Annotated in this window: 25 protein-coding genes; all 25 read left to right on the top strand. The window is 50.1% G+C overall.

Annotation, left to right across the window (positions count from 1 at the left end; all coding sequences use genetic code 11):
- Nucleotides 1–1,198 (top strand): N-acetylglucosaminidase (locus H7K52_RS03670; RefSeq protein WP_182629707.1); only part of this gene is annotated, 1,198 nt, incomplete at its 5' end.
- 13 nt (nt 1,199–1,211) lie between these two features.
- Nucleotides 1,212–1,772, top strand: a complete 561-nt coding sequence (locus tag H7K52_RS03675; protein ID WP_182629708.1) for a hypothetical protein — start codon at nt 1,212–1,214, stop codon at nt 1,770–1,772.
- Nucleotides 1,773–2,030: 258 nt separating this feature from the next.
- A complete protein-coding gene (locus H7K52_RS03680; protein ID WP_182629709.1) occupies nt 2,031–2,459 on the top strand; it encodes a hypothetical protein in 429 nt (142 codons plus the stop codon).
- Nucleotides 2,460–2,536: 77 nt separating this feature from the next.
- Entirely contained in the window at nt 2,537–2,899 is a 363-nt protein-coding gene (locus tag H7K52_RS03685; RefSeq protein ID WP_182629710.1) for a hypothetical protein, read from the top strand.
- 58 nt (nt 2,900–2,957) lie between these two features.
- On the top strand, nt 2,958–3,398 hold the full coding sequence (locus H7K52_RS03690; protein WP_105100173.1) for a DcrB-related protein: 441 nt from the start codon (nt 2,958–2,960) through the stop codon (nt 3,396–3,398).
- A 3-nt stretch (nt 3,399–3,401) separates the two neighbouring features.
- The gene (locus H7K52_RS03695; RefSeq protein ID WP_182629711.1) at nt 3,402–7,790 is read left to right on the top strand and encodes an RHS repeat-associated core domain-containing protein; all 4,389 of its coding nucleotides are present in this window, start codon (nt 3,402–3,404) and stop codon (nt 7,788–7,790) included.
- Nucleotides 7,787–8,272 (top strand): hypothetical protein, encoded by a 486-nt coding sequence (locus H7K52_RS03700; protein WP_182629712.1) that lies wholly within the window; start codon nt 7,787–7,789, stop codon nt 8,270–8,272. Before H7K52_RS03695 ends, H7K52_RS03700 begins: the two co-directional genes overlap by 4 nt.
- Before the next feature lie 525 nt (nt 8,273–8,797).
- Nucleotides 8,798–9,760: an Ssp4 family T6SS effector gene (locus H7K52_RS03705; protein ID WP_008926140.1), complete on the top strand. Its 963-nt coding sequence runs from the start codon at nt 8,798–8,800 to the stop codon at nt 9,758–9,760.
- Nucleotides 9,760–10,323 (top strand): hypothetical protein, encoded by a 564-nt coding sequence (locus tag H7K52_RS03710; RefSeq protein WP_182629713.1) that lies wholly within the window; start codon nt 9,760–9,762, stop codon nt 10,321–10,323. Before H7K52_RS03705 ends, H7K52_RS03710 begins: the two co-directional genes overlap by 1 nt.
- A 910-nt stretch (nt 10,324–11,233) precedes the next feature.
- Nucleotides 11,234–11,605 (top strand): hypothetical protein, encoded by a 372-nt coding sequence (locus H7K52_RS03715; protein WP_182629714.1) that lies wholly within the window; start codon nt 11,234–11,236, stop codon nt 11,603–11,605.
- 803 nt (nt 11,606–12,408) lie between these two features.
- Nucleotides 12,409–12,624, top strand: coding sequence for a hypothetical protein (locus tag H7K52_RS03720; RefSeq protein ID WP_182629715.1), 216 nt, complete (start codon nt 12,409–12,411; stop codon nt 12,622–12,624).
- A 130-nt stretch (nt 12,625–12,754) separates the two neighbouring features.
- Nucleotides 12,755–12,967, top strand: coding sequence for a hypothetical protein (locus H7K52_RS03725; protein ID WP_259400635.1), 213 nt, complete (start codon nt 12,755–12,757; stop codon nt 12,965–12,967).
- A 723-nt stretch (nt 12,968–13,690) separates the two neighbouring features.
- A complete protein-coding gene (locus tag H7K52_RS03730; protein ID WP_259400636.1) occupies nt 13,691–14,365 on the top strand; it encodes a hypothetical protein in 675 nt (224 codons plus the stop codon).
- A gap of 226 nt (nt 14,366–14,591) precedes the next feature.
- The gene (locus H7K52_RS03735; protein ID WP_182629716.1) at nt 14,592–14,807 is read left to right on the top strand and encodes a hypothetical protein; all 216 of its coding nucleotides are present in this window, start codon (nt 14,592–14,594) and stop codon (nt 14,805–14,807) included.
- Between the two features lie 206 nt (nt 14,808–15,013).
- A complete protein-coding gene (locus tag H7K52_RS03740) occupies nt 15,014–15,220 on the top strand; it encodes a hypothetical protein (protein WP_039660502.1) in 207 nt (68 codons plus the stop codon).
- Between the two features lie 261 nt (nt 15,221–15,481).
- Nucleotides 15,482–15,919: a hypothetical protein gene (locus H7K52_RS03745; RefSeq protein WP_182629717.1), complete on the top strand. Its 438-nt coding sequence runs from the start codon at nt 15,482–15,484 to the stop codon at nt 15,917–15,919.
- A gap of 246 nt (nt 15,920–16,165) precedes the next feature.
- Nucleotides 16,166–17,251: an ADP-ribosylarginine hydrolase Tri1 gene (gene tri1, locus H7K52_RS03750; RefSeq protein WP_182629718.1), complete on the top strand. Its 1,086-nt coding sequence runs from the start codon at nt 16,166–16,168 to the stop codon at nt 17,249–17,251.
- Nucleotides 17,252–17,596: 345 nt separating this feature from the next.
- The gene (gene dgcN, locus H7K52_RS03755) at nt 17,597–18,604 is read left to right on the top strand and encodes an N-acetyltransferase DgcN (RefSeq protein WP_182629719.1); all 1,008 of its coding nucleotides are present in this window, start codon (nt 17,597–17,599) and stop codon (nt 18,602–18,604) included.
- A 1-nt stretch (nt 18,605) separates the two neighbouring features.
- Nucleotides 18,606–19,571, top strand: a complete 966-nt coding sequence (dgcA, locus tag H7K52_RS03760) for an N-acetyl-D-Glu racemase DgcA (RefSeq protein ID WP_182629720.1) — start codon at nt 18,606–18,608, stop codon at nt 19,569–19,571.
- Between the two features lie 15 nt (nt 19,572–19,586).
- Nucleotides 19,587–21,449, top strand: coding sequence for an ABC transporter ATP-binding protein (locus H7K52_RS03765; RefSeq protein ID WP_182629721.1), 1,863 nt, complete (start codon nt 19,587–19,589; stop codon nt 21,447–21,449).
- Between the two features lie 25 nt (nt 21,450–21,474).
- Nucleotides 21,475–23,016, top strand: coding sequence for a glutathione ABC transporter substrate-binding protein (locus H7K52_RS03770; protein WP_039660406.1), 1,542 nt, complete (start codon nt 21,475–21,477; stop codon nt 23,014–23,016).
- A 79-nt stretch (nt 23,017–23,095) separates the two neighbouring features.
- The gene (locus tag H7K52_RS03775) at nt 23,096–24,028 is read left to right on the top strand and encodes an ABC transporter permease (protein WP_003850806.1); all 933 of its coding nucleotides are present in this window, start codon (nt 23,096–23,098) and stop codon (nt 24,026–24,028) included.
- Nucleotides 24,025–24,909: an ABC transporter permease subunit gene (locus H7K52_RS03780; protein ID WP_008926148.1), complete on the top strand. Its 885-nt coding sequence runs from the start codon at nt 24,025–24,027 to the stop codon at nt 24,907–24,909. The genes H7K52_RS03775 and H7K52_RS03780 overlap by 4 nt, the downstream gene beginning before the upstream one ends.
- 2 nt (nt 24,910–24,911) lie before the next feature.
- Nucleotides 24,912–25,955 (top strand): DmpA family aminopeptidase, encoded by a 1,044-nt coding sequence (locus H7K52_RS03785; RefSeq protein ID WP_140033502.1) that lies wholly within the window; start codon nt 24,912–24,914, stop codon nt 25,953–25,955.
- Nucleotides 25,952–26,773, top strand: coding sequence for a M55 family metallopeptidase (locus H7K52_RS03790; RefSeq protein ID WP_039660403.1), 822 nt, complete (start codon nt 25,952–25,954; stop codon nt 26,771–26,773). Before H7K52_RS03785 ends, H7K52_RS03790 begins: the two co-directional genes overlap by 4 nt.
- Nucleotides 26,774–26,811: the final 38 nt, after the last annotated feature.

A 26,811-nucleotide genomic window follows, 5' to 3' on the forward strand; every position in this document is an offset into this window, starting at 1 on the left:
CCATGTTAAAAATGACGCCAGCCATTCCGTCGCCAACAATCACAGCCATTATGCGGGCGGCAATGAGTTGTATCGGGTCGAAACCAACCGCGTCCACGGCGTAAAAGGGGGCGAAGAGCGGCTGACCGGTAAAGGCAAGCTTGATGCGGTAGTCGATACCTATGTTGTGGGTTCGGGCACTAAACTTCGCCTTGAATGCGGAGAGAGCGCTATCGAACTCAATGCGAATGGCCAGATTAATATTGTGGGTAAAGGCTTCAATATTTTCGTGCAGGGCGATGGTCATATCACCACCTCTGGCGGCAAACTGAACCTGAACACAGATGGTGCGAAGCCAGGCACTAGCGCACCGGGCTCCAGTCATAAACAGAACATCAGCCAGGCGGTGGAGAACCTGTTCCCGCCGAAGCAAAAAGGCCAGGCCGCGCCCGCTGCACCAAAGGCTGCGGCGGCACCGGCGAAAGGGGCGGCTGCACCGTTGGCCAATTCTGCTTCTGGCGATAAGAAGAGCAAATATGACTACTCGGTAGATGAAATGGTCAAAAAGCAAAAAGGACTTAAAGCCACGCCAGTGAAATGGGATAAAACCAAAAAAGGCTTTGTAAACGCAACCGAGGATGATATTAAAAAATATGTCGATCCTGCCAACCACATGGAAGGCAAAGACAAATATCAGTTTGTGGATCTTTCCTCCTCAGCCGGGATTAGCAAAGAGGATATGAGCACTTTCCTTAAAGATAAAGGCACGCTGTCCGGTCAGGAACAAACTTACCTGGATGCAGCTAAAAAATATAATGTCAATGAGGCATACCTGGCCGCGCATTCCGCGCTGGAGACGGGAAATGGCACCAGTGAGTTAGCTAAAGGTGTCATGGTTAATGGAACCAAAGTTTACAATATGTACGGTATCGGCGCGCTTGATGGCAATGCGGTAAAAACCGGTGCTAACTATGCCTATAAGCAGGGCTGGACAACGCCGGAAAAGGCGATTGACGGCGGCGCTAAATGGATATCTGATAAGTTTGTTGGCTCTGGTCAGAATACTTTGTATAAAATGCGCTGGAATCCTGCCTCTCCGGGAACACATCAGTATGCGACAGACGTTAACTGGGCTACTGCTCAGACAACCAGCATGAAAAAAATGTTCGACAGCTTTCCGAATGCGAATCTTTCTTATGATATACCTGAGTTTAAATAAGGGACTGATAAATATGATTTCTCCTCTGAAAAATGCAGTGTTGTTGTGTGCGCTGCTGTTCCCTGCCGTTCAGGTGAATCTGGCTACTGCGGCGACAAGCCTCACAGTCCCTGCTGCATTAACCGCGGCTGATTTTAGTGTGGAAATAAACAATCATCCTTTTTCTTTAGGTGATAAATGGAGCGATGAAACTCAGAAGCAAATGGGCGCGCAGATAAGTGAAAACTTCGTTGGCGATGTGCCTGCCGGTGACACCAGTTATAAATACTACCAGCACAAGTATGATGGTTTTGAAATCTACACTGCGAACCTGTTCTGGCAAAAAGAACAGCGTGATATTGATAGCTATCTTATTGCACAAATCACTATAAATACGCCTGCTATCAAAACAGCCAGAGGCGTAGGGACCGGTGACAGTCAGGATATGCTGGTCAGTAAATATGGTCAGGGCACAGTGGATGACAGTGATAATCAGCACTGGTTATATTATGACGCTGATAACAAGCGCATGTCATTTCAGCTAGAGAATAAAAAAATCAGTCATATTATGATGACGATTAATACTGATGAATGAAAATAATCCTGCGTGACACGTCACGCAGGATTAAATTAATTTTTGAATGTTAACTCTTCATAGAAAGCTTTTAATTTTGTCATTGGCTGTTAATTTATTGATTCTGAGGTGTGTGAGTTAATAAAAAAACCACAGTTATCTGTGACAGGAACAACTGTATACAACAACTTACCATTTGGTGAGTTGAATAATCAGTTAAAAAATAGACCGGTCAGCATGGTAAAACAGCGCCACTGAATCAACTCATCAGGTAAAACTATGAAGTTATTTGTTAATGTGATGCTCTTGATTATATCTTTCATTTGCCCGATAGGCGTTGCGACATCTTCACAAGTATCTTTGACTCACTACAATAGCTTAGACAATGTTTCAAAGGTCTTTAGTGATCAGGGTGTTGTCTCCCGTTTAAAATCTGTTTTAGGTAATGATTATGATAACTTCAGCCAGAACTTTGATGTTTTTGGCGAACCACATAAAACAGATGACGGCGGTATATTCGTTGAGGGCTGGTTAAAAGATCTCTATCTTGTGCAAGCGTCTGCATTCGTCATACAGGCAGATGGCAAAATTTATGCTGCCTGGATAATGCCAGACGAAAGCAAAATTCATTATGTCACTAACGCGCCTGAAGGTAATAAGATTCAGGATGATATTGCACACTGGTCTAAGCGTTTTGATAATGAATAGTCAGCCATTCTTTGTCATGACTTTGATCGATTTTTTCGTGAAATTTATATATTCGCCAAAATTCATTGCAGGTTAAAATGTTTAAAATTTTATGCATTTTAATGTTTTCCTTTCCATTAATTGCCTTTGCAAACGATTTTTGTCAACTTAAGGCTGGAAACGCCAACGCAAAAGGCGTGCGTTTCGATAATACAGATAATGTCTACAAGGTTGGCGGGTCAGGACGGTTGCAGTTTTATTCTGCGCCTGATAGCCGTTGTGCAGAAAAAGATGTTTTTGTGGTGCCTGGCAATGAACTATATGCTTACGTCGAGTATGGAAAGTATTACAGCGTAATGTATGTGGCCAATGACGGAAACCAGGTTAATGGCTGGGTCGAGAAATTCAGATTAGTTGAAACACATACTGGTATCGCACCCAATTATGATGAAAATAAATAGTTAATTCCTCTGCTGTTAATAACATCCCGTTTTTACTTTCCCCATATGGAAATCTATTATGAATTACCAATTCAATGAGGGCGCCTTTGCGCTTTTTCCTGCTGCCTGGCAGGACACCACCATGAATATTCTCCGCGACGAAGCCAGTGGGCTGGCATGGGTTGTAAGCCGTGGTGTTATTTCTGAGGGCAGTGATGCGGAAAAAGAATTCCAGCGTCAGTGGGACACGTTGCGGAGTCAGATGGGTCACATCCAGCAGAGTGAGTTTGTACGCGTGACGGCGGGTGTAGATAACACCCTACACGCAATTGAAGTTGAAACTATGTTTGACCGTAACGGGCAGGCCGTGTGGCAGAAACAGCTGGCTACGCAGGTGCCGGACTCGAACACCTTAATGATTTTTACGCTCTCCACGATGCGCCCATTCAATGAAGAAGACGGACAGCGCTGGAGTGCTTTTAAACAAAGCCTGACTCTGAACACGCCACGGAAAGCATAACTTATGGATAATCCTGCGGCCCGCGTGGGCGATGAGATCATTCACTCCAGCATTTTTGCTGATATCACCAGCATTGTGGCAGAAGGTGCGGCGTATGCCGTCATTGGTGCCGCAGTGGGTACTGCTATCGTCTCGGCAGCGCCACTGCTGGGTACAGGGGCGGCAGCGGCGAGTGTCGCTGCCGTGGGTAACAGTTGCCTGCTCAGCGGTATTCTTGGCGGTATACTGGCCAATGCCGTGGGTCTGTCACAGGAGATCAGCAAAGCGGCCGATGGCCTGGGAAACATGATATTCCCGCCGTCACCCGCCGGTGTGATATCCAGCGGTTCAGACAACGTTTACGTAAATGGTCTTTTAGCCGTGCGCGCGGCCGGGATGCTCACGCCCGGCGAGACACCGCCACCGGAACCGCAATCACCGAAGAGCTTTGCCGACTACGGCGGCATGCTGCTCTCTGCGGTGGGCCAGTTTGGCAGTGCAATGTGGCAACCTACGGTCGCCTCCGCCGATGCGGGCACCTCTCCGCTGGAGCAGGACAAAGTGGCCTGTGAAAAACACAGTGGACCGCAATATCTGGCGCAGGGATCCAAAAGCGTCTTTATCAATGGCCAGCCTGCGGTGCGCGCAAAGGATAAAACCACCTGCGATGCAACTGTAAGCGACGATGTGTCCCCCAATGTCATCATTGGTGGTGAAACGGTCACGGTCAGAGAGATCAAAAGCGGCAAGGTGCCAGGCCTGGCTGTGATGATGATCGGCCTTTCTCTGATCCGTGGTCGCCCCAGTCAGATCCTCAAAAACATGCCCTGCGCGCTGGCCGGTGCCGTGGGCGGTATGGCAGCAGACATGGCCATCAACGCGGCTTTCTCGTCGCTGTTCCCGGTTCATGCGGCGACCGGCGTCAAAGTCCTGAATGATGATGCCGAGCGCGATTTTTCCCTTCCCGGACGTTTCCCGCTTGGTTTTCAGCGCAGCTATAACAGCCTGACTCAGCGCGCTGGCCTGTTTGGTCAGGGCTGGGCCACGGTGTTTGACAGTTACCTGACGCTGGAAGGGAATCGGGCGACCTGGTTTGATGACAACGGACGCGAACTGAGCTTTGACGTGCCCGGTGAAAAAGAGGTGCTCTACAGCATCAGCGAAGGGTTGATGGTGCGGCGCAACGAGTCAGGCGATATCGCCATTGCCGATGACGACGGTGCGGTCTGGCGTCTATACCGACGCACGGCTGCTGATCCGCAGGTGCTGCGTCTGGCTTCACTCAGCGACGAGTACGGTAATGCGCTGGAGATGGGCTGGGATGAACAGGCTCGTCTGGTGCGTATTCATGACGCGCCGCTGGCGATCGACGTTACGCTGCACTACGACAACAAACATCACGCGCGGCACCCGACATCAGCCAGCCATTTTGATGGCGATCAACACTGGCCTCTGACGCGCTGGACATACACTGAGCAGGGCCAGCTTGCCAGCGTTACTGATGCCGCTGGCGTTGTGTCGCGGCGTTTCAGGTACAACGACGACGGGTTAATGGTCTGGCATCAGCTGCCCGGCGGGCTGGAAAGCGAATATCGCTGGCAGAAGCTGGATCACTGGCGCGTAGTTGAGAACCGCACCAATACCGGTGATGGCTGCCACATGCATTACGATCTCAAGGCGGGCATCACGAGGGTTTCAACCTATGACGGTCAGCAGCGCGAACATCACTGGAATGCTGCGGGACTCATCACCTGTTTTATCGACGAGCGGGGCGAGAAGTGGCGCTACGAGTGGGATGAAAACGAACTCCTGACGCGCCGCATCGATCCGCTGGGCAATGCGGTGAGTTTCACCTATGACGATCTGGGCAACCGGATTGAAGAGAAAGATGCTGACGGCGGTGTGCAGGCTGTGCAATGGCTGTCCCACCGTTCGCTGCCGACAGTGGTTGCCGGAGCAGATGGTTCTACCACGAAGTACTATTACGATCCCCATCATGGCCTTGAGCGCGTCGTTGATGCGCTCGGGCAAAGCACGCTCTATAAACGAGATGAATTCGGACTGGTTGTCGAGGAGATCGACGCAGCGGGTAACAGCTACCGCCGGGAGTTTAACGATGCCGGCCAGGTTATCCGTGAAACCGACTGCTCAGGGCTGACCACGCGCTACCGTTATCATTCGCTGGGATGGCTCAGCTCTGTCATTGCGCCGGATGGTGAAGAAACCCGTTATCACTATGACGCAGCAGGCCGTCCTCTTCAGCTGGAACGTGCAGAGGGATGGGAAGAGCGGTTGCACTGGAGTGAAAGCGGACTGCCGCTGGCCTATGAGTCGGCTGATGGCAAGCGCAGTGAGTTCCGTTACGACAACGTCGGGCGATTGATTGCCAACCGCAATGCAGAGGGTGAGACGGTTCAGCGAAGCTGGGACAGCCGTGGCCGATTGACGGCGCTGCAAAACGAAAACGGAGAACAGTATCAGTTTGAGTGGGGCGCGGATTCTCTGTTGCTGGCTCAGGTCGGGCTGGATGGCGTTGCCACGCGATATGATTATGACGCAGCGGGCCGCACGGTATCACGTACCTTTGCCGCCGGGCATCCTCAGTCCATCACCCATCGCTATCACTGGAGCCGTGCGGGACAACTGCTGGCGCGGACCACGCCGGAAGGCCAGACGCGCTATCACTACAGTGGCGGCGGTCAGCTGGGTAAAGTGTCGCAGCATCTGCCGCTGTCTGACGCGGAGTGGAGCCAGCAGGCCGAGCAGGAGATCACCTTTAAATATGATGCGCTGGGCCGCATCGTTGCTGAACAGGGAGAGCAGGGCGAACTGGCGTGGGAGTATGACGCGCTGGGTAACTGCACAGCCTTAACCCTGCCGGATGGTCGCAATCTCAGGCAGCTTTATTATGGCAGCGGTCATTTACTGAGCATCGCGTTAGACAACCTGCCGGTCACCGAGTTTACCCGTGACACGCTGCACCGGGAACTGAGCCGGACGCAGGGCGGCCTGACCATGCGCAGTGAATATGACCGGTCAGGCAGACTGCGCCGCCGTGACGTGTTCAGGGGAGACGCGCAGCGTCCTGCGCCGCGCGTCTGGTCCCGGCGTCGCGACTTCGATTACGGCAACAACCTGATCCGTGAAGAGCGTGACGATAATCCGTTCAGCCAGACGTTATGGAACTACGATAACGCCGGCCGGCTGTTGTCCCAGGACGGCGCACAGCCGGGCAATGAACAGTGGCGCTGGGATGGCGCAGGCAACCCGCTGGATCGCCATAGTGCCGCGCACGTGATGCATAACCGTGTCACAGAACTGAACGGTATCCGCTGGCAATATGACATTCATGGCCGTACCACTGAGAAGGATGATGGTCAGACCCGCTGGCGATATCGCTACGATGGTGAGCATCGCCTGACGGACGTCATCAGCGAGCCACGGGACCGTAATAAGCCGCGCACTAAGGTGAGTTTTCGATACGATCCGCTAGGACGCCGCATCAGTAAAACCAGCCAGCCGCTGTTACAGGGAAGACCGTCTGGCAACGCCGTCACGACGCGCTTTGTGTGGGAAGGCTATCGTCTGCTGCAGGAAATCCACGACGGTACACCGCTGACCTACGTTTACAGCGACAGCCAGAGCTATGAACCGCTGGCCCGTATTGATGGTGTGGAAAGCCCGGAGATTTACTGGTTCCATAACGCGGCCAACGGGATGCCGGAACTGCTGACTGACGCTGAAGGGCAAAAAGCCTGGGAAGGCATCAACAGCCCGTGGGGCAAACTGCTGCGCGAGTCCAGCCAGCGGATGCCGTTCGTTCAGCAGAACCTGCGTATGCAGGGCCAGTACCTGGACCGGGAAACCGGACTGCACTACAATCTGTTTCGTTATTATGATCCGGACAGCGGACGGTTCACCCAGCAGGATCCGATAGGGCTGGCTGGCGGGATTAACCTTTACCAGTATGCGCCGAATGCGCTGGGATGGGTGGATCCGTGGGGGTTGATGAAGTGTAAAGACCCTGCGAAAGAAGCAACTAAGTGGCAGGGTCCAGAAAATCCCGATTATCCAGGAATTGATGTTTACAAGAACAGGAAGCTTAAAAAAGGTACAATTCTCTATGCTCTTTATCCTAACGGCGACCAAAAACCTGCATATGTAGTGACATTCCCTACTGTTAGACAATACAGAAATAATGCGTTAGGTTATCACCAAGCTTTGCAAGTTAAATTAGATCCACGCTGGCCTGTTCGTACAAAATTAAGAGCATTTTATGTAAGTGAAGATATTGATGTTGCCTATGGTAGAGCAGCAGCAAATAAAATTTATGGCGATGGTGGGGGACTTCAGTTCTTTATACCAGAAGAATTTAGACATTTGCTAACCCCAGGAAAAATCATTGATATATGAAAAAGTTAAAATTTAAACCAACTACAGGCGCATTAGTCATAGATGAAAAATATTTGGAAATTACAAGTGAAGAGCTTTTTTGTAAAAGCGAGCTTTACAAAAGATTACAAAGGTCAGGTTCTATAAAAAGCCTTATGCCTCATCATTATCTTATCGACTCAATAATTTTCCATAATAAAGAATTTGAACTTCGTATTAGGCCAATATGTTTTAATTTTCCATTCATGGTTCAACTTGTGGATAAAGGAAGTGAATATTATCATTCTTTAAATGATTGGAATAGGCGAACTGACATTGAAATGTTAAATGAATCAGTAAGAGACTTGTCTAAATGGCTTAGCTCATCTCTGGAACTAGGATGTCCTGATTTTATTGAAACTGAAGTAGTTAGATGGGGGTTTCCTTGGGGGAATGTGTCAGTTTCATACGAGACAAGATCATTTAACCATGGTATATATATAATTTGGGATGCAGGGTTATAAAATAAATTTATAATTGCAAATAGTTAGGTTGGTTAAATTGAAGTAATTTACATATTAAAAATGCAATAATTGATGGAAGTCGCAAGAATAAAAACTTTCAATACGGGCCATAGATGTTTGTTTCATGAATTATCATAAGGTTACGGGTGACAATAGTCTTTCTACAGATGATGAGATGGAAATTTGGAAGCAGTTATTTAATGTTTGGCAGTGATGCTTGAATTAATTCAAATAATTTTTGGGTTATGCTTTGCTTCACTTCACAGTGGCAATCTTACTGCCGTGTTTAGAAAGTGATTGTTTTTAAAGTTTTTTCATGTGACATGTAAACCCTATATTAGGGCTGTTGAGTCAAGAAGCGAGGGGTGGGGTAACTATTTTTCTGCAATCAAAAAACGGTAAGCTTGTTTTTATATTGCCTGCATGTTGATATATGGTTTTGGGGCAGCAATAATGGTTTTTCCATTTCGCATTTCAATATCTAAAAACTCTCTTTTTACCCTGTTGAGCCTATAAGGAGATAAAATGAACCTGCCAGGAATGAATCCCGAAAATAACTTACCGGGTTATGACATCGCGAGACTGACCGGTTATGGGGCACCTGATTTTGATTTCAAAGCGCTGGGTGCAGCAATGGATTGTACCCGGGAGTTTTATCAGGCTGGCATCATCTATGCAGATGGCGCACAGCGTTATCTTGTCCGGCCTGGTCAGCGTCATCCTAATGGCCAAAGTGGTATCGTCACACATCTTATTGTGACCAAAACGCCTAAGCAAGCCACAGCGTCTGATACGGGCAAGTCACTGAGTGAAGCAGTCAGCGCGACCTCAATGGGCACGGAGATTGCCTCGACCGTTCTTTCCTGTGGTGCCATGATTATCACCGCTGGCGTGGCGGTTATCGGTGCTTCAGCAACGCCGATAACGGCTGGCAGTAGCGGCGTGCTTGTCGCCATTGGTTATGCCGGTGCTGCGGCAACAGGTGTGCAGTGTATTAATGGTATCTACCGGGTTTATGATCTCGTCGAAAACGGTGGTGAAAACGTCGCGTGGCTGGACTCTCAGGAGTGGTACGTTGCCACTTCAACGTCTCTTGACCTTATTTCACTTGCCAGTGTGGGCGGTGCATTAAAAGAAGCCCTGGCAACATGGCGAGCGATGAAATCGGTCTCTTCTTTAAAAGCTACGGAGTGGCTCAGGAACTATCCAAGGCAGGACAGGGCGCGGCTTACTGAATTAATCATCAAAGCACAAAACCCGGGTATAACTAATAAAGAGCTCAAAGCCGCCATCCGTGCAGGACTTTATCCAAAACGTTTCCCTGTAGAGCCGGTGCAAAAAGAACTTGTTAAGCAACTCGCACAGGTCGTCACCAGTGCAGCGGCTGTGGCTGGCAGTGCTGTCAGTGGTATCATTGCTGCTCCAGGTAACGTCCCGCGTACCGGACGCTACATCGTGGGAACAATCCAGTCACTGGCGGTAATTTAATGCAATTTTTATCATGGCTTATTGGACGTAATATCACTGAACTCCTGCAACAGGGGCGCGAAATAGATCAGGCAATCGCACGGCAGGATGATTCCATACTTGCCCGATCTACTTCAGAGCTTGAGCGCTATTTTAAACAGCCTTCTGAGGCGCTGCCCCGGCAAAATGGCTTCCCCGTTGCAATTGTGCTGATGCTGTTACTGGTTGCATTTGCATTTAATCTGCTGACATTTCTGCACGCTTTACCTCCTCTGAGTCCACAGATGCATGCGTTAAGTTTTTTTGTTCCCTCCATTGTTGTTATTGGCGCGATACTCACGTCCAGTTACCTGCTTGCGCGAGGCCATACAGCGGGTGTGGCGGGACTGGCTTATGTCTGTGCAATATTGCTTATATCGACTGTTTTACTCCTGAGCTACAGCGTTGTTACTGCTAGCCACTCGGGCCTGTGGCTGATTCTGGCACTCGCTGCTTTAGTGGGTGCTCGCTGGGTACTGAATGGGCAGGGTTTCGTCCTGTTTGCCATTTACTGCCGGACACAACGCCTTGCCAGCGTCGCATGAAATAACCCATACGGGTCTGTAGTGCTGTTATCGCGGAATATCCATTCCGCGACTCTCGTCATACCATCCACTTTTCTCTCAAACCTTAGGCCTGAAACTAAAAGCCAGATGTAAGTTACTCCCTGGTGAGTATTGATGATGAGAATAGCTCTGCGATATTCAGGTTTCCCTGGCTTGATTTCGATTTAGGTAACAACCTCAACCCTGAAGAGTGCGACGATATCTTTTCAGCAGACATCATGTAACTACGATAATGCAGGTTGTTTGTTGCCTTATAATGACTTGCAGCCAGGTTTTGAGCAGTTGCGACGGGACAATGCAGGCAACCCATTGGATTGCCCCATACGGGTTCAGACATCATGCATAACCGCCGTGAACTATATCCGCTGGAAAAATGATATCCATGGTTATCACACCCGGGAAGGATGACGGTCAGACCCACTGGCACTTCCGTTACGAGGGTGAGCACCGTTTGACTGACTTTTTCAGCGAGCGGCGGGACCACAATAAGCCATGCAAGAAGGTTAACCTCCACTACAATGCACAAGTGTGTCGCATCAGTAAAACCAGCAAGCAACTTGGACTAATCTTATTTATAGTTTTAAGACTAAGTTGTCCAGGGAAATGTAATGCATGTGAGGACATAGCTCATCATTCGCACAAATAGTTCCCTTATGTCTTAATCACTAATGATGATTCGGAAGACATCTTTCGGTAGTGAGATCTCCAATGAATCCCAGAGATTTTATCATCTGTTCTAGCCCCCGTTGCCCGGTTACGGTCAGAGCAAAATCATGACTAAGCTGTATTTAATAATGTTGAAAGAAAATGGTGATTAAGGGTTTTTTGCTTATGGCAAAGCTGTCCCGTTTGCCGCAATTAATTGATCAGCTAAGAGAGATAGGTTTAAATGTATGCTATTAATGATTTAATTTTACTGGCTGATCAAGCTACTCTTAAGTGGAAATTTAAGGGTGAAGCATTGTCATTGGCTTTATCCGAGGTCGATCAGGTGTTGGTTGATGAAAGCAGAGATTTAATATTTGTTCTTGATCAGAAGAGAAGTTTGCCTGAAAGACTCATTATAATAAATGCGCAAGGAAAAATCTTATCATCTTTTTCACCGCCCGATGGTGGAGGATTTTACTACATGACGGTGGATTCAAAAAAAGAGGTCTTAATAGTCTGCGTTTTTAATGGAAAAATTGATGGCTGGAGTGACTGGTATTTCTCTTTCCATCAGAGAACTGATCAACTGGTGCGGTTATCACGGGCTTACTGATGCTGAAGAAGTAAATATTAATCATGATGGTCCCACAGAATGATGCTGGCCCTCTGCACCTGTAACGCCCGTGTTATACTAATGATTAAAAGGCCAGTTAATGCAGTCGGATGAGGGTGTGGATGTATCAGAAGTATAGCCTGTGAGGTGGGTAGTGTATTGTAAAGAAATAGCTCAAAAGTTATTAATTGAATTTCTGAATCTAAAAAATATTCTGATCAATGATGGCGAGTGTAACTGGATTAGAGGCGTTTTATCAATAATAGAAAAACTCAGGATTTCTATCCACTCTCAGGGAGTTGAATCAGCTACTTATTGTAAGGAGGCCTGCGATGCATGGAGGTTAATGTTTAGCGGAAATGGTTCTTTCTCTGATTATCATCTCTGGCATGATGATTACAATGAGAGGGTTAAACGTAATATTCCACTCGATTCAATAAAATGTAATATCGCTAAGATACTCGATTCAGAGGGAAAATATTAAAGTACTTATCTGGATATTATCAGTTCTAAACTTTTTTATCTATCATTTCATAATGCGATGGAAAACGTTTCCACTCTGTTGCGTTTTCTAAAAGTGCCATGCAGACAAGCAACACTAGCGCCGTGCATACACAGGAAAGCTTATGGAGAATCATATGGCAACCTTACATTATGACCTATGCGTTATGTGAACAACGTTGTTGAAAATAAGTCAGGTTGCGATAAGCTCTTCAATCAGGCGTTTTGCACAGGCAAGGAGAAATGCAATCAGATTCCTGACTTTTATATCAGACCTCTTTAATCATTAATAGGTGTTATATATGCAAAATAAGATCTTTTCCGGCTATGGGATAACCCTTGTAGACAGGGATGGGATTCTTATTGCTTTGTTTGATTCGGGCAAGCTTGTTACTGAATATCTTGAAGCTGAAATCAGCATGGATGAAGCGATAAAAATCAAAAAAAGCCAACAGGATGCCTATGAAGTTATAATGTCATTAGGTGACAGGATTAAAAAAGACCACCAGAAAACATGAAGTGTTTACATGTTTCTATCATAAGTTTTATTCCAACATATGAGAAGTTTTTGTTTAAGATGCTTCATTTATTTTATTATAACAGTATAATCAGGTCAGTTTAATAATATCACGTGTCGCTAAGGTAGTGATGATGGAAAAAATGATATTTAGTGGTTATGGCATGTTCATCACTGAAGAGAATGGTAAGTATTACATAAATTTTGATGAAGGTGGCGTTGTAAATAAGGATGTCAGATATGAAATAAATGAAAAGGAGGCTGTAGAAGCTTGCTGTAGTGGACAGGGTGCCTATGAAATAATGTTAATTTCTCAGTCCAGAGCAAGTAAATCTAATCTGTGATGCATTATTTTTCCTAAACTCATTTGAATACGTCAGGGTAAATTAAGACCTGCTGATTCGGCACTCGATTTATCGCATCAGAAGAGAGTAAAGAGCGGGTTTCAGAAGCATACATGATGATATGTTTTTTAAAAATTCAATTGCCGGACTATCTAAATTTTGCAGATCTCTTAACCCACTATTAAGGCATTCCTATTCCGCTCAATGCAAAATAGAGGTTAAATGAAAATCTCCAGAACAGCTGTGAAGCGTCTTCAGAATATTCCGTGGTTTACTAATACAGGTAAAGGCGGTTATTTGAACAACATAAAAAAGATAACTGCTGAATCAGATTTTATCAGCCGTATAACTAGCGACGACTAGGAAAATGTATCGCTTCAGGCGGGTAATGCGATAACCGGGTATCTGGCCATAAAGCAAAGCTTGAAATATCAGAACTGGAATGATCTTGTCAAAGAAGCAAAAGAGATTATTGATATTGAAATCATACCCTTCATGAAGAATCCCACTTCATTAGATGATGATATCCTGTTCAATAATGTGAAGTGGGATTTAGTCAGTTTTCTTGCTGAAGATGCTTATAAATCATATTTACCTAACTCGCAATTTTTTGGTCGGCTGATGATGATTTATGAAAATGGATACATACCCTGTGGATAGGAAGGGCAATGGCCTTCCGGGAGACTTGTTATCTACTGATGCAGGCTCATCTATGATGTTGCTGTGTTAGCACCAACACCAGCCTTTAAGGACGATGATCCTCCGCCAGCCCGGTTAACCCCATTAAGATGGCAAGAACGTGAAGAGGTTATCAATCCCTTATCCCTGCTGGAGAGTGTGATACCGGGAGCTATTATGATGATCAATATACGGATTAGTATGAAAAAAACGTCACATCGAAGAAAAAGTGTTCTGTTAATACTGAGTTTCTTTTTGTTTAGCAGGTTCGCAGAAGCGAAGATGCAAAATAAAGATATGTGGAGCTTTATCCCTCAGTTGAGTGCTTCACTTAAATCTCTCTCTGTGAAAGATCTCACTCAGTTTCCGCTGGCACTGACATTAGAAACCCAAAATGATTACATCAACATTTATCAGGCTAATTCGATAAAACTGGAAGATGATGCGAAAATTACTGATATTGAGTTGCGTGTCAGTAAATCATCCGGCGACGTCGCCCCTTTTCTGAGCTTTTCTCCCGATGGTAAATGCACAACCCTTAATGATGTCAGAAAACACTATCCGGAGGTTAAGTTGAGTGACTATCCTCGTGGCCAATCTGAAAATGAAGTAACTAGCTACTCATCTCCCCCGGATATGGATGGTCAGGTAATCACATTTTCTTTTGCTGTCAAAAATCCGGATTGCCTGAGTAAAGTGATCATCACGGCTAAAGAGTGAAGCTGGTGATGTTGAACATATTTCCGATTCAGCACGATAGTAATTGCAGCATAATGACGCTTAGCACCATACGTTTCAGAAGCGTACAGCCTCACAGCGGCTACACCGGGTAATGGCTCGGTCTCGTCCAGTCCAAAACCTCTAAGGCAGCGCGGTTTGTTTCTAATGCCTGGGCTGAATGCGGCATTTCCTAATTCTTCGAACATAAATATTTTAAGAGAACTATATGACCGAGATGCTATTTAGTGACTATGGGATTGATATCGTAGTAAGAGATGGAGTTTTCTATATTCAATATGATGATGGCGGTTTAGTCAGTAAAGAGATTGAGTCTGAAATAAGTAAGGACGAAGCACTCAAAGCTCAACATAGCCCGGCTGATGCTAATGAAGTCATTTTGTTAACCCAGATCAGAGATGGAATTAACATTGCTAAATTTTAAGCGTACTATACGGGCCTGATTATGTGAGTTTTGCCAGGAACATTTTATGTGCTTCTGCTCTTAATTAATCCGCCAAAACCTCTTTCAGCAATCAATGCTTATAAATGTTCAACGCCATAGAAAATGATGCTTACAAGATCAGATAAAGAATCAGACAGGCCGTGTTTATCATTATGAATTTCATTTATCACTTAGGTGTAGATACGATGACTCAGCAAGCGTTAAGGGAGCACCTGTTTTATTTAATTAATAAATATGTTCCGGAAAGCAATAGAAGTGATTTCTTCGAAAGTATTCTAAAAGATGATGTTCCTGTAAAAGGGATTCTTGCAGACCTGAACAGGGTAAAAGATGTCACTATGGATGAAAAAGATGGAGATTTATTAAGAGAGATTTATTTTAATTTTTGCTAAAAAGCGGCAAAGATCGTGCGTTTCAGCGACTTATTTTTTATAGACGTATTGGAGCGAAATCGGCTGCATGATGATGACCGGATTCCACACCAACACCAGGTCAGTGATGGAAGACTGTCTGGTCCTGCTGCAACTGAAGCTGGTTCATTTAAAACGGAGAGTGATTTTATGATGGATCTCTTTAGTGGACTGTCGTTGAAGAGGTAAGGGCAGAGTTATGATCGTGTCTCAATCTGTAATAACAAGGACGATCTTTTAAATATGAGCTTAAAATACGCAGCGGGAGAACTGGTTTTTAATGACTCGTTGATTGTAACCCCAAAAATAACTAAGCATGAGTTAATGGTAATTCCTGGGTTTATCTGGGAGCCATGGCCAGATAATGGCGGGGACACAGTTTCATATAGAAGTATTTTCCCACTTAAAAGCAATAACAGTGGCGATATTTATTTGGTTGTCAATTTTATTGAGCCCGGGAACTCAGCCGCTTTAATATCGCACTGGAGTTTTGCACCAGAAAAATTGTTGATGGGTGAGCAGAAAAGCCTGACTAGGGACGTAACTCAAAGATTAAAACGTTGGTTTAAGGAACAGGCGAGAACTTCATTACCTTTAAGCGGTGCCTGGGGCAGCATTGATTTAGCTTATGATGTTTATAACAGAACGGCTACAATCAATTGTCACTATCGTTCAGGCTGAGCTTAATATGAAGGATGATATATTCTTGTTAATGGATTTAGCAACAAAAAATGAGTACTCAATTCCAATGAAGGGCATCAGGTACAAATTTGACAGCATGGAGAAACAGCCACTTACACAAGATGACTGGCATGATATGGATACGTTAATGCACTATTTTGGTCCTTAGCGTTTGCTGAACAACGAAGAGACACGACTAAGAAACGTTGTAGCGCTTTACCACCACGCAATTGAAAAGGAATTTATATGATAGATCTAAGATTGTCAGAGTCTGAACTCAGAACATACGCCAGAAAATATGCACATCTACTCCCTGAGCTATCGCCTCAACTCATCAACCGGATGGCTTACGAACATCAGCCAATGCCTGATGAAAAGCCAGTGAAACCTGAGTGGATGCATACGCTGAAAAAAAGTATTTCTGACGTTGAAGCCTTAGATAAAGCCAAAGGTTTACTCATTGGACTGGCTGTTGGTGATGCAGTGGGGACCACTCTGGAATTCCAGACTCGCGACAGTTCTCACATTTACGATATGGTGGGCGGTGGTCCTTTCAATCTCAAGGCCGGAGAGTGGACCGATGACACCTCAATGGCACTGTGTCTGGCAGAAACGTATATTGAAAAGGAAAGCTGTGACACTGATTTATTCAGGAAAAAGTTAATTCAGTGGTACAAAACGGGGCATAATAGCGCGAATGGAGTTTGTTTCGATATCGGTAATGCGACCCGCTATGCTCTCGAACAAGTAATTAAACATGGTACTGATTGGATTGGTAACACCGCCCCTGATACAGCAGGGAACGCCTCGTTGATTCGTCATGCACCCGTAGCAATTTTTAGGCGAAAATCATTCATTGATGGCTGGCGTGATGCCAAAAGACAAAGTACAGCAACACATCGAGCACCAGAGTCAATAAATAGCTGTCAGTACTTAAACTCCATTTTACATTACCTTTTAAACGGTTTAGGTAAAAATGAAGCCTTCGCGCCTCATAAAATGTCTTTAATGGTAAGACCTCTGATCATCAATGCCGGTGAATATAAAGAAAAGCATCGTGACCAAATCCGCTCCTCCGGTTACGTTATCGACACACTGGAAGCAGCATTATGGGCTGTCTGGCATACAAACAATTTCAAAGATGCCATTTTGCTGGCGGCAAATCTTGCTGATGACGCTGATAGCGTGGCAGCCACCGCAGGCCAGTTAGCAGGCGCTTTGTATGGACTGTCAGGCATCCCTGCAGAATGGGTTGATAAAATAGTCGATAAAGACAGAATCCTTTCGATGGCAGAAAAGCTGTTTCACCTTGCACCGGAAGAAACGGATTAATTTCAGGTAGGGGATTCTTTTGTTGCGCTGATATAACCCGGAAGGGTCGCTGGCATTCGTTATGAATGCTCTCACCAGCGGCCCGGCGTTAGATACTCCGTAAGCCATTTCCTCCCCTTGCCCATATTCATCCTGCCTGCCCGAACGCAATCTTTTTCCTATGACCCACCCCTTGCTTGAACCCATTCCCTGTGCCAAACCCCCTGAAAAACCCACCTGTCATCACTATTCCCTCTGGCTATAACCTGCCGTTATACCCTCCTGCTAAACAAGCATTCGTCACCTTTCAGAACGCATGAAATAGTGGTTTCAGAACCTGATCTTTTGGCTGAAACGAGAGACAACATGCTAATCCCACAACCCTATTTACTCTTTCTTGGCGATGTTACCGATCCCCTCGCGGCAAAAACGGCGCGCGGTATTCATATCTGGCGGCCGGACCAGTGCGTTGGCGAAATTAAACTGCCGGGCTGCACGGTCAGTCTGGGTCTGGATGAACTGGATATTCCCGGCGCTAAAGTGCGCGGCGCAAAAACGCTGGTGCTGGGCACGGCGAATGCCGGCGGCTATCTGCCAGCGCACTGGCTGGAAACGATTAAAAGTGCCATTCAGGCAGGTATGAATGTGGCCAGTGGTCTGCACCACCGGCTGGTGGACGAACCGGAACTGGTCGCGCTTGCGCAGGTTGCTGGCGTTGAGCTGTTCGACCTGCGTCATATGCGTCCGGCGCTCAGTGTGGGCAGCGGTAAGAAGCGCTCAGGTAAGCGCATCCTGACCGTGGGTACGGACTGCTCTGTGGGCAAGATGTACACCTCTCTGGCGCTGGAAGCTGCGATGCGTGCGCGCGGCATGAAAGCTGATTTTCGTGCCACGGGACAGACCGGCATTCTGGTCGCAGGGGAGGGCATCGCTGTGGATGCGGTTATCGCTGACTTTATTGCCGGTGCAGCAGAGGCGCTCTCACCGGCAAATGACGAGGACCACTGGGATATCGTTGAAGGGCAGGGCTCATTGTTCCATCCCTCCTATGCGGGCGTGAGTATGGGCCTGATGCACGGTGCCCAACCGCACTGGCTGGTGATGTGTCACGAAATGGGACGTCCTCATATGCGTCATTTGCCACACCAGCCCATGGTCAGCCTGCAGGCGTGCGTGGAAGCCAATCTGCGTGCCGCGCAGGTGACCAGTGAGTCCGTTCAGCTTGCTGGCTTTGCTATCAACACCTCCAATTACAGTGAAGAAGAGGCGCTCGCTTTTTGCGCCGAAATCAGCGCTGAGTTCGGCTTACCGGCCACGGATCCGGTGCGTTTTGGTATTGATGGGATCGCCGCACTGCTTCAGGAGCGTGGCTGAAATGCGACAGTTGCAGATTGATGTGGTGGAGCTGCCGCTGGCCCGCCCCTTTGCTATCGCACGTGGTACACGTACCGCCGTGACGGTCATCCGGGTCACACTGGAGCAGGAGGGTTTCATCGGGCAGGGCGAATGTACCCCGACGGCGCGTTACGATGAGTCGCCGGAGAGCGTTCAGACTATGCTCGAAGCCGTTCGTACTGAGGTAGAGTCGGGCCTGAGCCGTCATGATCTGCAACAGCGTTTACCCGCCGGTTCTGCGCGCAACGTGCTGGACTGTGCGCTGTGGCGACTGGATGCCGCCCGGGCGAATCAGACGCTGTGGCAAATGAGTGCGTGCTCTCAGCATGAGTCAGTCATTACGGCAGAAACCCTTAGCCTGGATACGCAGGAAAATATGGCTCTCGCGGCGGCGGATGCCGTGTTACGTGGCGCCATCCTGCTCAAAATTAAGCTCGACCGCAGTGAGATTCTGGAAAAAGTGGCGGCGATTCGTGCGGCGGCACCGCATGCCACGCTCATTATCGATGCCAATGAAGCGTGGTCGGGGCTGGACCTTGAAAGCCTGCTGGTGGCATTGAAGGCCTTCAATATTGCGATGGTCGAGCAACCGCTTCCCGCCGGACAGGATCATGACCTGCAACGCTTTAAGCATCCCATACCGGTCTGTGCCGATGAGAGCTGCCATACACGGGTGGATATTGCCGGATTACGCGATCGTTACGAAATGATCAACATCAAGCTGGATAAGTGCGGTGGCCTGACGGAAGCGCTGGCGATGGCGGATGAAGCCCGGACGCTGAATATGCGCATCATGGTCGGTTGCATGCTGGGCTCGTCACTGGCCATGGATGCGGCATTGCCCGTCGCGGTTAACGCAGAGTTCGTCGATCTGGATGGCCCCATCTGGCTTGCCGCCGACAGTTCTCCTTTTTTGAGCTACTCCGAAGGCCGCATCTGGCTATAACTCTGCGAGGCGACGATGACGGACACAGAACGTACTTCCCCTGCAACCGGTGCTGCCTCGTCATCCCCCGTGCTGGCGATTCAGGATCTCAGCGTCTCGTTTCATGGACGCAGCGGTGAAAATCAGGCGCTCAAAGGCATCAGTTTTGCCATTCATCCCGGTGAAATTGTCGCTGTAGTGGGCGAAAGCGGCTCCGGTAAATCGGTCACGTCGCTGGCTGTGATGGGCCTGCTGGCAAATAACGGCTGTATCGATCACGGCAGTATGCAGTTTTGCGACCGGAGCGGAAACGTGCATGCGTTAGAAACGCTGGATGACGCTCAGCGCCGCACACTGCGTGGCCGTGAAATGGCGATGATCTTTCAGGAGCCCATGACGTCGCTGAATCCGGTGCTGCGCGTTGATGATCAGCTTACGGAGGCATTACGCGATCACCATCTGTGTGACAAAAAGCAGGCCCATGCGCGCGTGCGTGAACTGCTGCGACAGGTGCGAATCGCCGATGTGGATCGCGTCATGAAAAGCTATCCGCACTCGCTGTCAGGCGGCATGCGGCAGCGTGTGATGATTGCGCAGGCCCTTGCCTGTGACCCGCAACTCCTGATTGCTGATGAGCCGACCACTGCGCTGGATGTCACCGTTCAGGCGCGCATTCTCCATATTCTGCGTGACCTGCAACGCGAGAAACAGATGGCGGTGCTGTTTATCACCCATGATATGGGCGTGGTAGCGGAAATCGCCGATCGCGTGGTGGTCATGCTGCGAGGCGAAGTGGTCGAGCAGGGAACCGTATCTGAGATTTTTGCCGCCCCGAAGCACGCTTATACCCAGGCGTTACTGGCGGCAGTGCCAAAACTCGGCGATATGCGGGAACACGCGTGGCCACAACGCTTTCCTCTGCCGGGTGCGGGCGAGGCTGAGCAAAGCGAACAGCAAACCGCTCGCTATGATGTCGCGCCGCTGCTGGATGTGCGCGGCCTGAAAGTCTATTACCCGATCCGCAGCGGTATCTTTTCAAGCCTTACGCATCATGTGCATGCAGTGGAACAGATTGATTTCAGTCTGTGGCCGGGTGAAACCCTGGCCATCGTGGGTGAAAGCGGCTGCGGCAAATCGACCACCGGACGGGCGCTGATGCGCCTCATCAACAGTGACGCTGAAAGCATTCATTTTGAAGGAAAGGAAATTTCTGACCTGAAAGAGGCCGCGTTCCAGCCGCTGCGCCGTGAAATCCAGATGGTGTTTCAGGATCCTTATGCCTCACTGAATCCCCGCCTGACAGTGGGTTTTACCATTGCCGAGCCATTGCTATTACATGGCATGGTCTCTTCACTGGAACAGGCTTCCCCACAGATTGATGAGCTGCTGAAGAGCGTCGGTCTCCTGCCAGAGCATGCGCGTCGTTATCCGCACGAATTTTCGGGTGGTCAGCGTCAGCGTATTGCCATTGCCCGCGCTATGGCGCTGAAACCGAAAGTCATTATTGCGGATGAGGCGGTATCGGCGCTGGATGTCTCAATTCAGGCACAGGTGGTCAATCTGATGATGGACCTGCAGCAGCAAACGGGCGTGGCATGGATTTTCATCTCTCACGATATGGCGGTCGTCGAGCGTATTGCGAATCGCGTCGCGGTGATGTACCTCGGCCAGATTGTGGAGCTTGGACCACGTCAGTCGGTCTTTAATCAGCCGCAACATCCCTATACCCAACGTCTGCTGGCTTCCGTGCCAGTCGCCGATCCAGAGAACCGTCAGCCCCGTCTTTTCGATGACAGCGAAATTCCCTCGCCGCTGCGTAAGGTGGGTGAAACGGTCACTAAACCCCGTTATCGCCAGGTTGCGCCCCAGCATTGGGTCGCTGACGGCATTGCATTGTAATTATCCTCAACGACCAGGAGAATCTATGAAAACGCTGTTTCGCCGTACTTCGCTAACCCTCGCATTGACGACGACGCTGGTCATGACTGCGCAGGCACAGGATCTGCGCATTTCAATGTATGCCGATATCACGGGGCTGGATCCACATGACACCTCAGATAATGTCAGCTACTCGGTGCAGAGCGGCATCTTTGAGCGGTTGTTCCAGTTTGATCCCGCGATGAAGCTGCAGCCCTGGCTGGCGACCGGTTATACCTCTAATGACAGTGCCACCGAATTTACGCTGACGCTGCGCAAAGGTGTCACTTTCCAGGACGGTACCCCGTTTGATGCCGATGCGGTCAAAGCAAACCTTGATCGTCTGGCAGATCAGAAAAAAGGGCTGAAGCGTAATAGCCTCTACAAAATGATCGATAAGGTCACGGTAATGGCACCCGACCAGGTAAAAATCGATCTGAATCAGTCGTTCGGGGCCTTTATCAACACGCTGGCGCATCCTTCGGCGGTGATGTGGAGTCCATCCATTCTTAAGCAATACCCGGACGAAGCGCAGTTGCGACTGCATCCGGTCGGCACCGGTCCGTTTAAATTTGTTAACTGGACACCGGGCAAAGCGGTCACGCTGGCGAAGTATGACGGTTACTGGCAGAAGGGATGGCCTAAAGTTGACCATGTCATCTTCTCGCCGAGTCCGGAAGATGCGACACGCGTCGCCGCATTAAAATCGGGGCAGGTGGATGCCATCTGGCCACTGCCTTCAGACCTGATCGCCGCCGTGAAACAGGACAGCCATCTCTCCATTCAGCGCGATCCGAGCATTTATCTCTATTACATGGCGATCAACACGCAGCACAAGCCGCTGGCGGATGTTCGGGTGCGTCAGGCCATCAACTATGCGATTGACCGTAATCTGTGGCTGAAAGTGGCGTTTGCCGGTCTGGGTAAACCTGCCACATCCGCTATACCGGAAGGCGTACAGTTCTACCAGAAACAAACCGATCCTGAGTACAGTTATGCGCCGGATAAGGCCAAAGCCTTGCTGAAAGCGGCGGGCTATCCGAATGGTCTGGATCTTAAGCTCTGGGTGACCAATGCCACGGCCAGCGTCCGTGCCGCTCAGGTGCTGAAAGCGCAACTGGCCACGGCAGGCATTCGGGCCACGGTGACGCCGATGGATTCCGGCACGCGCAACGCTAAGTTGTGGGGTGTACAGGACCCGAAAAAGGCCGAGTTTGACCTCTATTATGGTGGCTGGTCGACCTCAACAGGCGATGCCGACTGGGCGCTGCGTCCGCTGTTTGCCACCGAATCCTGGGTGCCGACCTCCTATAACGTCTCCTACTTCAGTAATCCTGACGCAGACAAAGCGATTGCAGCCGGGCTGGCGACGGCCGATCCGGCAAAGCGCGGCATTGCCTATGCACAGGCGCAAAAGGTCTTGTGGAAAGAAGCGCCGGTGGCGTTCCTTGGTACGCCAGACAACCTGGTGGGCAAGCGTAGCACCCTGAGCGGCGTTTCAATGCTGCCTGATGGCAATTTCCTGTTCACTCAGGCGTCCTTTAAATAAGACGGTTCTTCTCTCGTCACCCCTCCCGAAAGGGGCGGAGACGTGAGGAGGCCAGTCACACCTCATTTCAGGGAATGGCATGTTTGCATACATCATTCGCCGATTACTGGAGATGATCCCGGTTTTGCTGGTGGTCTCGTTGCTGGTATTCGGTTTTATCAAGCTCATGCCGGGCGACCCGGCGCGCGCATATGCCGGACCGGATGCGCCCATCGAGGCCATCGAGGCGGCGCGTCAGCATCTCGGGCTTAACGATCCGCTGCCGCAACAGTATCTCCACTGGATCGGCAGCCTGTTGCAGGGCGATCTGGGCACCACCTATCGCACTCAGCAACCGGTGCGGGAGGTGATTCGACAGGGCTTTATGCCGACGCTGTGGCTGGCCTTAGCAGGTTTTACCTGGTCCGTTATTCTCGGGTTGTTATTCGGCGTGATGGCGGCCCTGAAACGGGGAAGATGGCAGGACTGGACGCTGATGAGCGTGGCGGTAGGCGGTATTTCGATGCCCGCCTTCTGGCTGGGGCTGTTGCTTATTCAGTTCGTCGCGATGCCTTTTGGGCTGTTTTCGGTCAGCGGTTTTAACCAGGCCAGTGATATTGTCCTGCCCGCCATCACGCTGGGTTCGTCGGTTGCGGCGGTCATGGCGCGCTTCACCCGTTCGGCCTTTCTTGAGGTGGCGCAGGAAGATTACGTGCGCACCGCCAAAGCCAAAGGACTGCGTAACCGGCTGGTAACGTGGAAGCATGTGATGCGCAATGCGCTCATTCCGGTGATTACCATGCTGGGTCTGCAGTTCGGTTTTCTGCTGGGTGGCTCCATCGTCGTCGAGAGTGTTTTCAACTGGCCAGGGTTAGGCTGGTTATTGATTGAGTCGATCAAAGCGCAGGATCAGCCGGTGATTCAGGCACTCGTGATGTTGTTCGTGTTTGAATTTATTGTGATTAATCTGCTGGTCGATCTGCTTTACGCGGTAGTTAACCCAGCCATTCGCCTGCGACAGGAGCCGAAATGAGTAGTCAATTGCTGACTGACAACCCGCCTCAGATCATTCGTTCGCCGTGGCGTGATTTCCTGCATGCCTTCGTGCGTAACCCTCTGGCACTGGTCTCAGGCGGCTTTGTGCTGCTGTTGATTGTGGTGGCGATCTTTGCGCCCTGGCTGGCGCCCTGGGATCCTATGGCCCCGGACTGGATGGCGCTGTCGTCACCGCCAACGGCGGCACACTGGATGGGGACCGATGAACTGGGGCGCGACCTGCTCAGTCGCATTATCTATGGCGCGCGTATTTCGCTCTATATCGGCGTGCTGTCGGTGACGATCGGCATGCTGGTCGGGGTCATGTTCGGGTTACTGGCGGGCTATTACGGCGGTTGGGTTGATATGTTGATCATGCGCGGTGCCGACGTCTTATTCGCGTTTCCCGGCATGTTGCTGGCCATTGCGGTGGTGGCGCTGCTGGGGACGGGCCTGAACAATGTCATTATCGCGGTCGCGGTATTCAGCGTGCCGGTATTTGCCCGCATCGTGCGGGCATCGACGCTCTCTCTGAAGCAGGCTGCCTATGTTGAAGCCGTACGCTGTGCCGGTGCGCCAGACCGCGTGATTATTCTGCGGCATATTCTGCCCGGCACGCTCTCCAGCGTAATTGTCTATTTTACCATGCGCATTGGTACCAGTATTCTGACTGCGGCGGGTCTGAGTTTTATCGGGCTGGGTCCGGAGCCTGATGTGCCGGAATGGGGAAATATTCTGGCGATGAGCCGCAGCATGATGATGGCCGGGTCCTGGCACATGAGCGTATTTCCAGGGCTGGCGATTTTTATCACCGTGCTGGCATTCAATCTGCTTGGCGACGCGTTGCGCGATACACTCGATCCCAAACTCAAAGGCTGACGATGGATTACCAACAACTGCAGCGTGACCTGCTGCTTGATCGCTGGCGTGACCTGCGTCAGCTTGGGCAGCCGCGAAGCGCCTGCGGACCTACTAATCGCATCAGCGATGTTGCGGGCGTGCGTGTCGGACATTACACGCTGAATGAAGGCGAAAAGCAGACTGGCGTCACCGCTATCCTGCCGCCGGGCGATAATCTGTTTCTCACGCCGCTGCCGTGTGGGGCTGAGGTGCTGAACGGCTTTGCGAAACCCGTCGGACTGGTTCAGATAGAGGAACTTGGCGTGCTTCAGACGCCGATTCTGCTCAGTAACACGCTGGCGGTTGGCACGCTGTTTACCGCGCTGGTGCGCGATGCCATCCGTCATAACCCGGAACTGGGCCGGACGTTGCCCACGGTGAATCCACTGGTGCTGGAGTGCAACGATGGCTGGCTGAATGATATCCAGGCGCTGGCAATCAGTGAGGATATGGCTAAGGCGGCGCTGCAGACGGCCTCCGCAGACTTCGCGCGTGGCAGCGTCGGCGCGGGACGCGGGATGAGCTGTTTCAGTCTGAAAGGGGGCATCGGAACCGCCTCACGGGTAATTCCTTCACTCAACGCCACGCTTGGCGTGCTGGTATTGGCCAATTTCGGCGCGCTGGAGGCACTCACACTGGATGGCGTCCGGGCGGGCGAGATGATTGCGCCGCTGCTCGCCGGAGAGGCGCCGCAGCGTGATGCCGGCTCTGTCATCATCATCATGGCAACAGATGCCCCGCTGGACACACGGCAGCTAAAGCGCATCGCGAAGCGAGCCGGTGCCGGTCTTGGAAGGCTGGGCAGTTACTGGGGACACGGCTCGGGCGATATTGCCGTGGCGTTTTCCACGCAACCGCTGCCACTGCCGCCACAGGACGACACGCTGGAGCCGCTGTTTGCTGCCGCAGCGGATGCAACGGAACAGGCTGTACTCGATGCCTTGTTGAGCGCAGAGGCTGTTACTGGCTTTCGCGGTCATCATCGTCCCTCACTGACGCAGATTCTGGATAAATTAACCTCATGAAAATTTTTATCTCGGCCGACATTGAAGGTATCGCGGGGGTCATGCGCCCGGAGCAATGTTCACCCGGCCACCCGGAGCATCAGATCGCCCGTGGTCTGATGGAGCAGGAAGTGAATGCCGCGATTGCGGGTGCGTTTGCGGGTGGGGCAACCGAAGTGGTGGTTGCAGACAGCCATGCTCAGATGACCAATTTGCGTGCGGAAAATATCGATCCCCGCGCCCGACTGGTGCAGGGCAAACCCCGCTGCCTGTCGATGGTGGAGGGGATAGAACAGCAGACGTTCGACGGGCTGTTTCTGGTGGGATTTCACAGCGCAGCAGGTGAATCTGGCGTACTGGCGCATACCATTAACGGTCGGGCATTCTGGCGTATCCATATTAATGATCTGGTGATGGGCGAAACCGATATTTATGCGGCTGCCGCTGCTGAACAGGGCACGCCATTGCTGCTGGTCACGGGTGACGATCAGTTACAGAGCTGGATAGCGGAATATTACCCAGCGGTCGATTACGTCTGTGTAAAGCGCGCCATTTCGCATACCTGCGCGGAATCGGTCAGTCCGCAGGCGGCACAGCATGCGATCGCTGCCGCGGCAAGTGCCGCACTGCAACATCTCCATCAGGTGAGCACAACCCGCCTGACGGCACCTTACACGATGCGGCTTCAGGCCACTAAACCTGTACTGGCCGATCTGTTCAGTCTTATCCCCGGCGTCACGCGCCTTGATGCCGTTACCGTGGCGTATCAGGCGGAGAAAATGGAAACGTTGATCAGCTTACTCAGTGCATTCTCCTATCTGGCGAGTACGCAGTCGTAGCAACTTTATGCCGGGGCTGCACTGGTTTTGCGGTACAG

Origin of the sequence: Pantoea hericii, assembly GCF_014155795.1 — a bacterium.
GTDB classification, from domain to species: domain Bacteria; phylum Pseudomonadota; class Gammaproteobacteria; order Enterobacterales; family Enterobacteriaceae; genus Pantoea; species Pantoea eucalypti.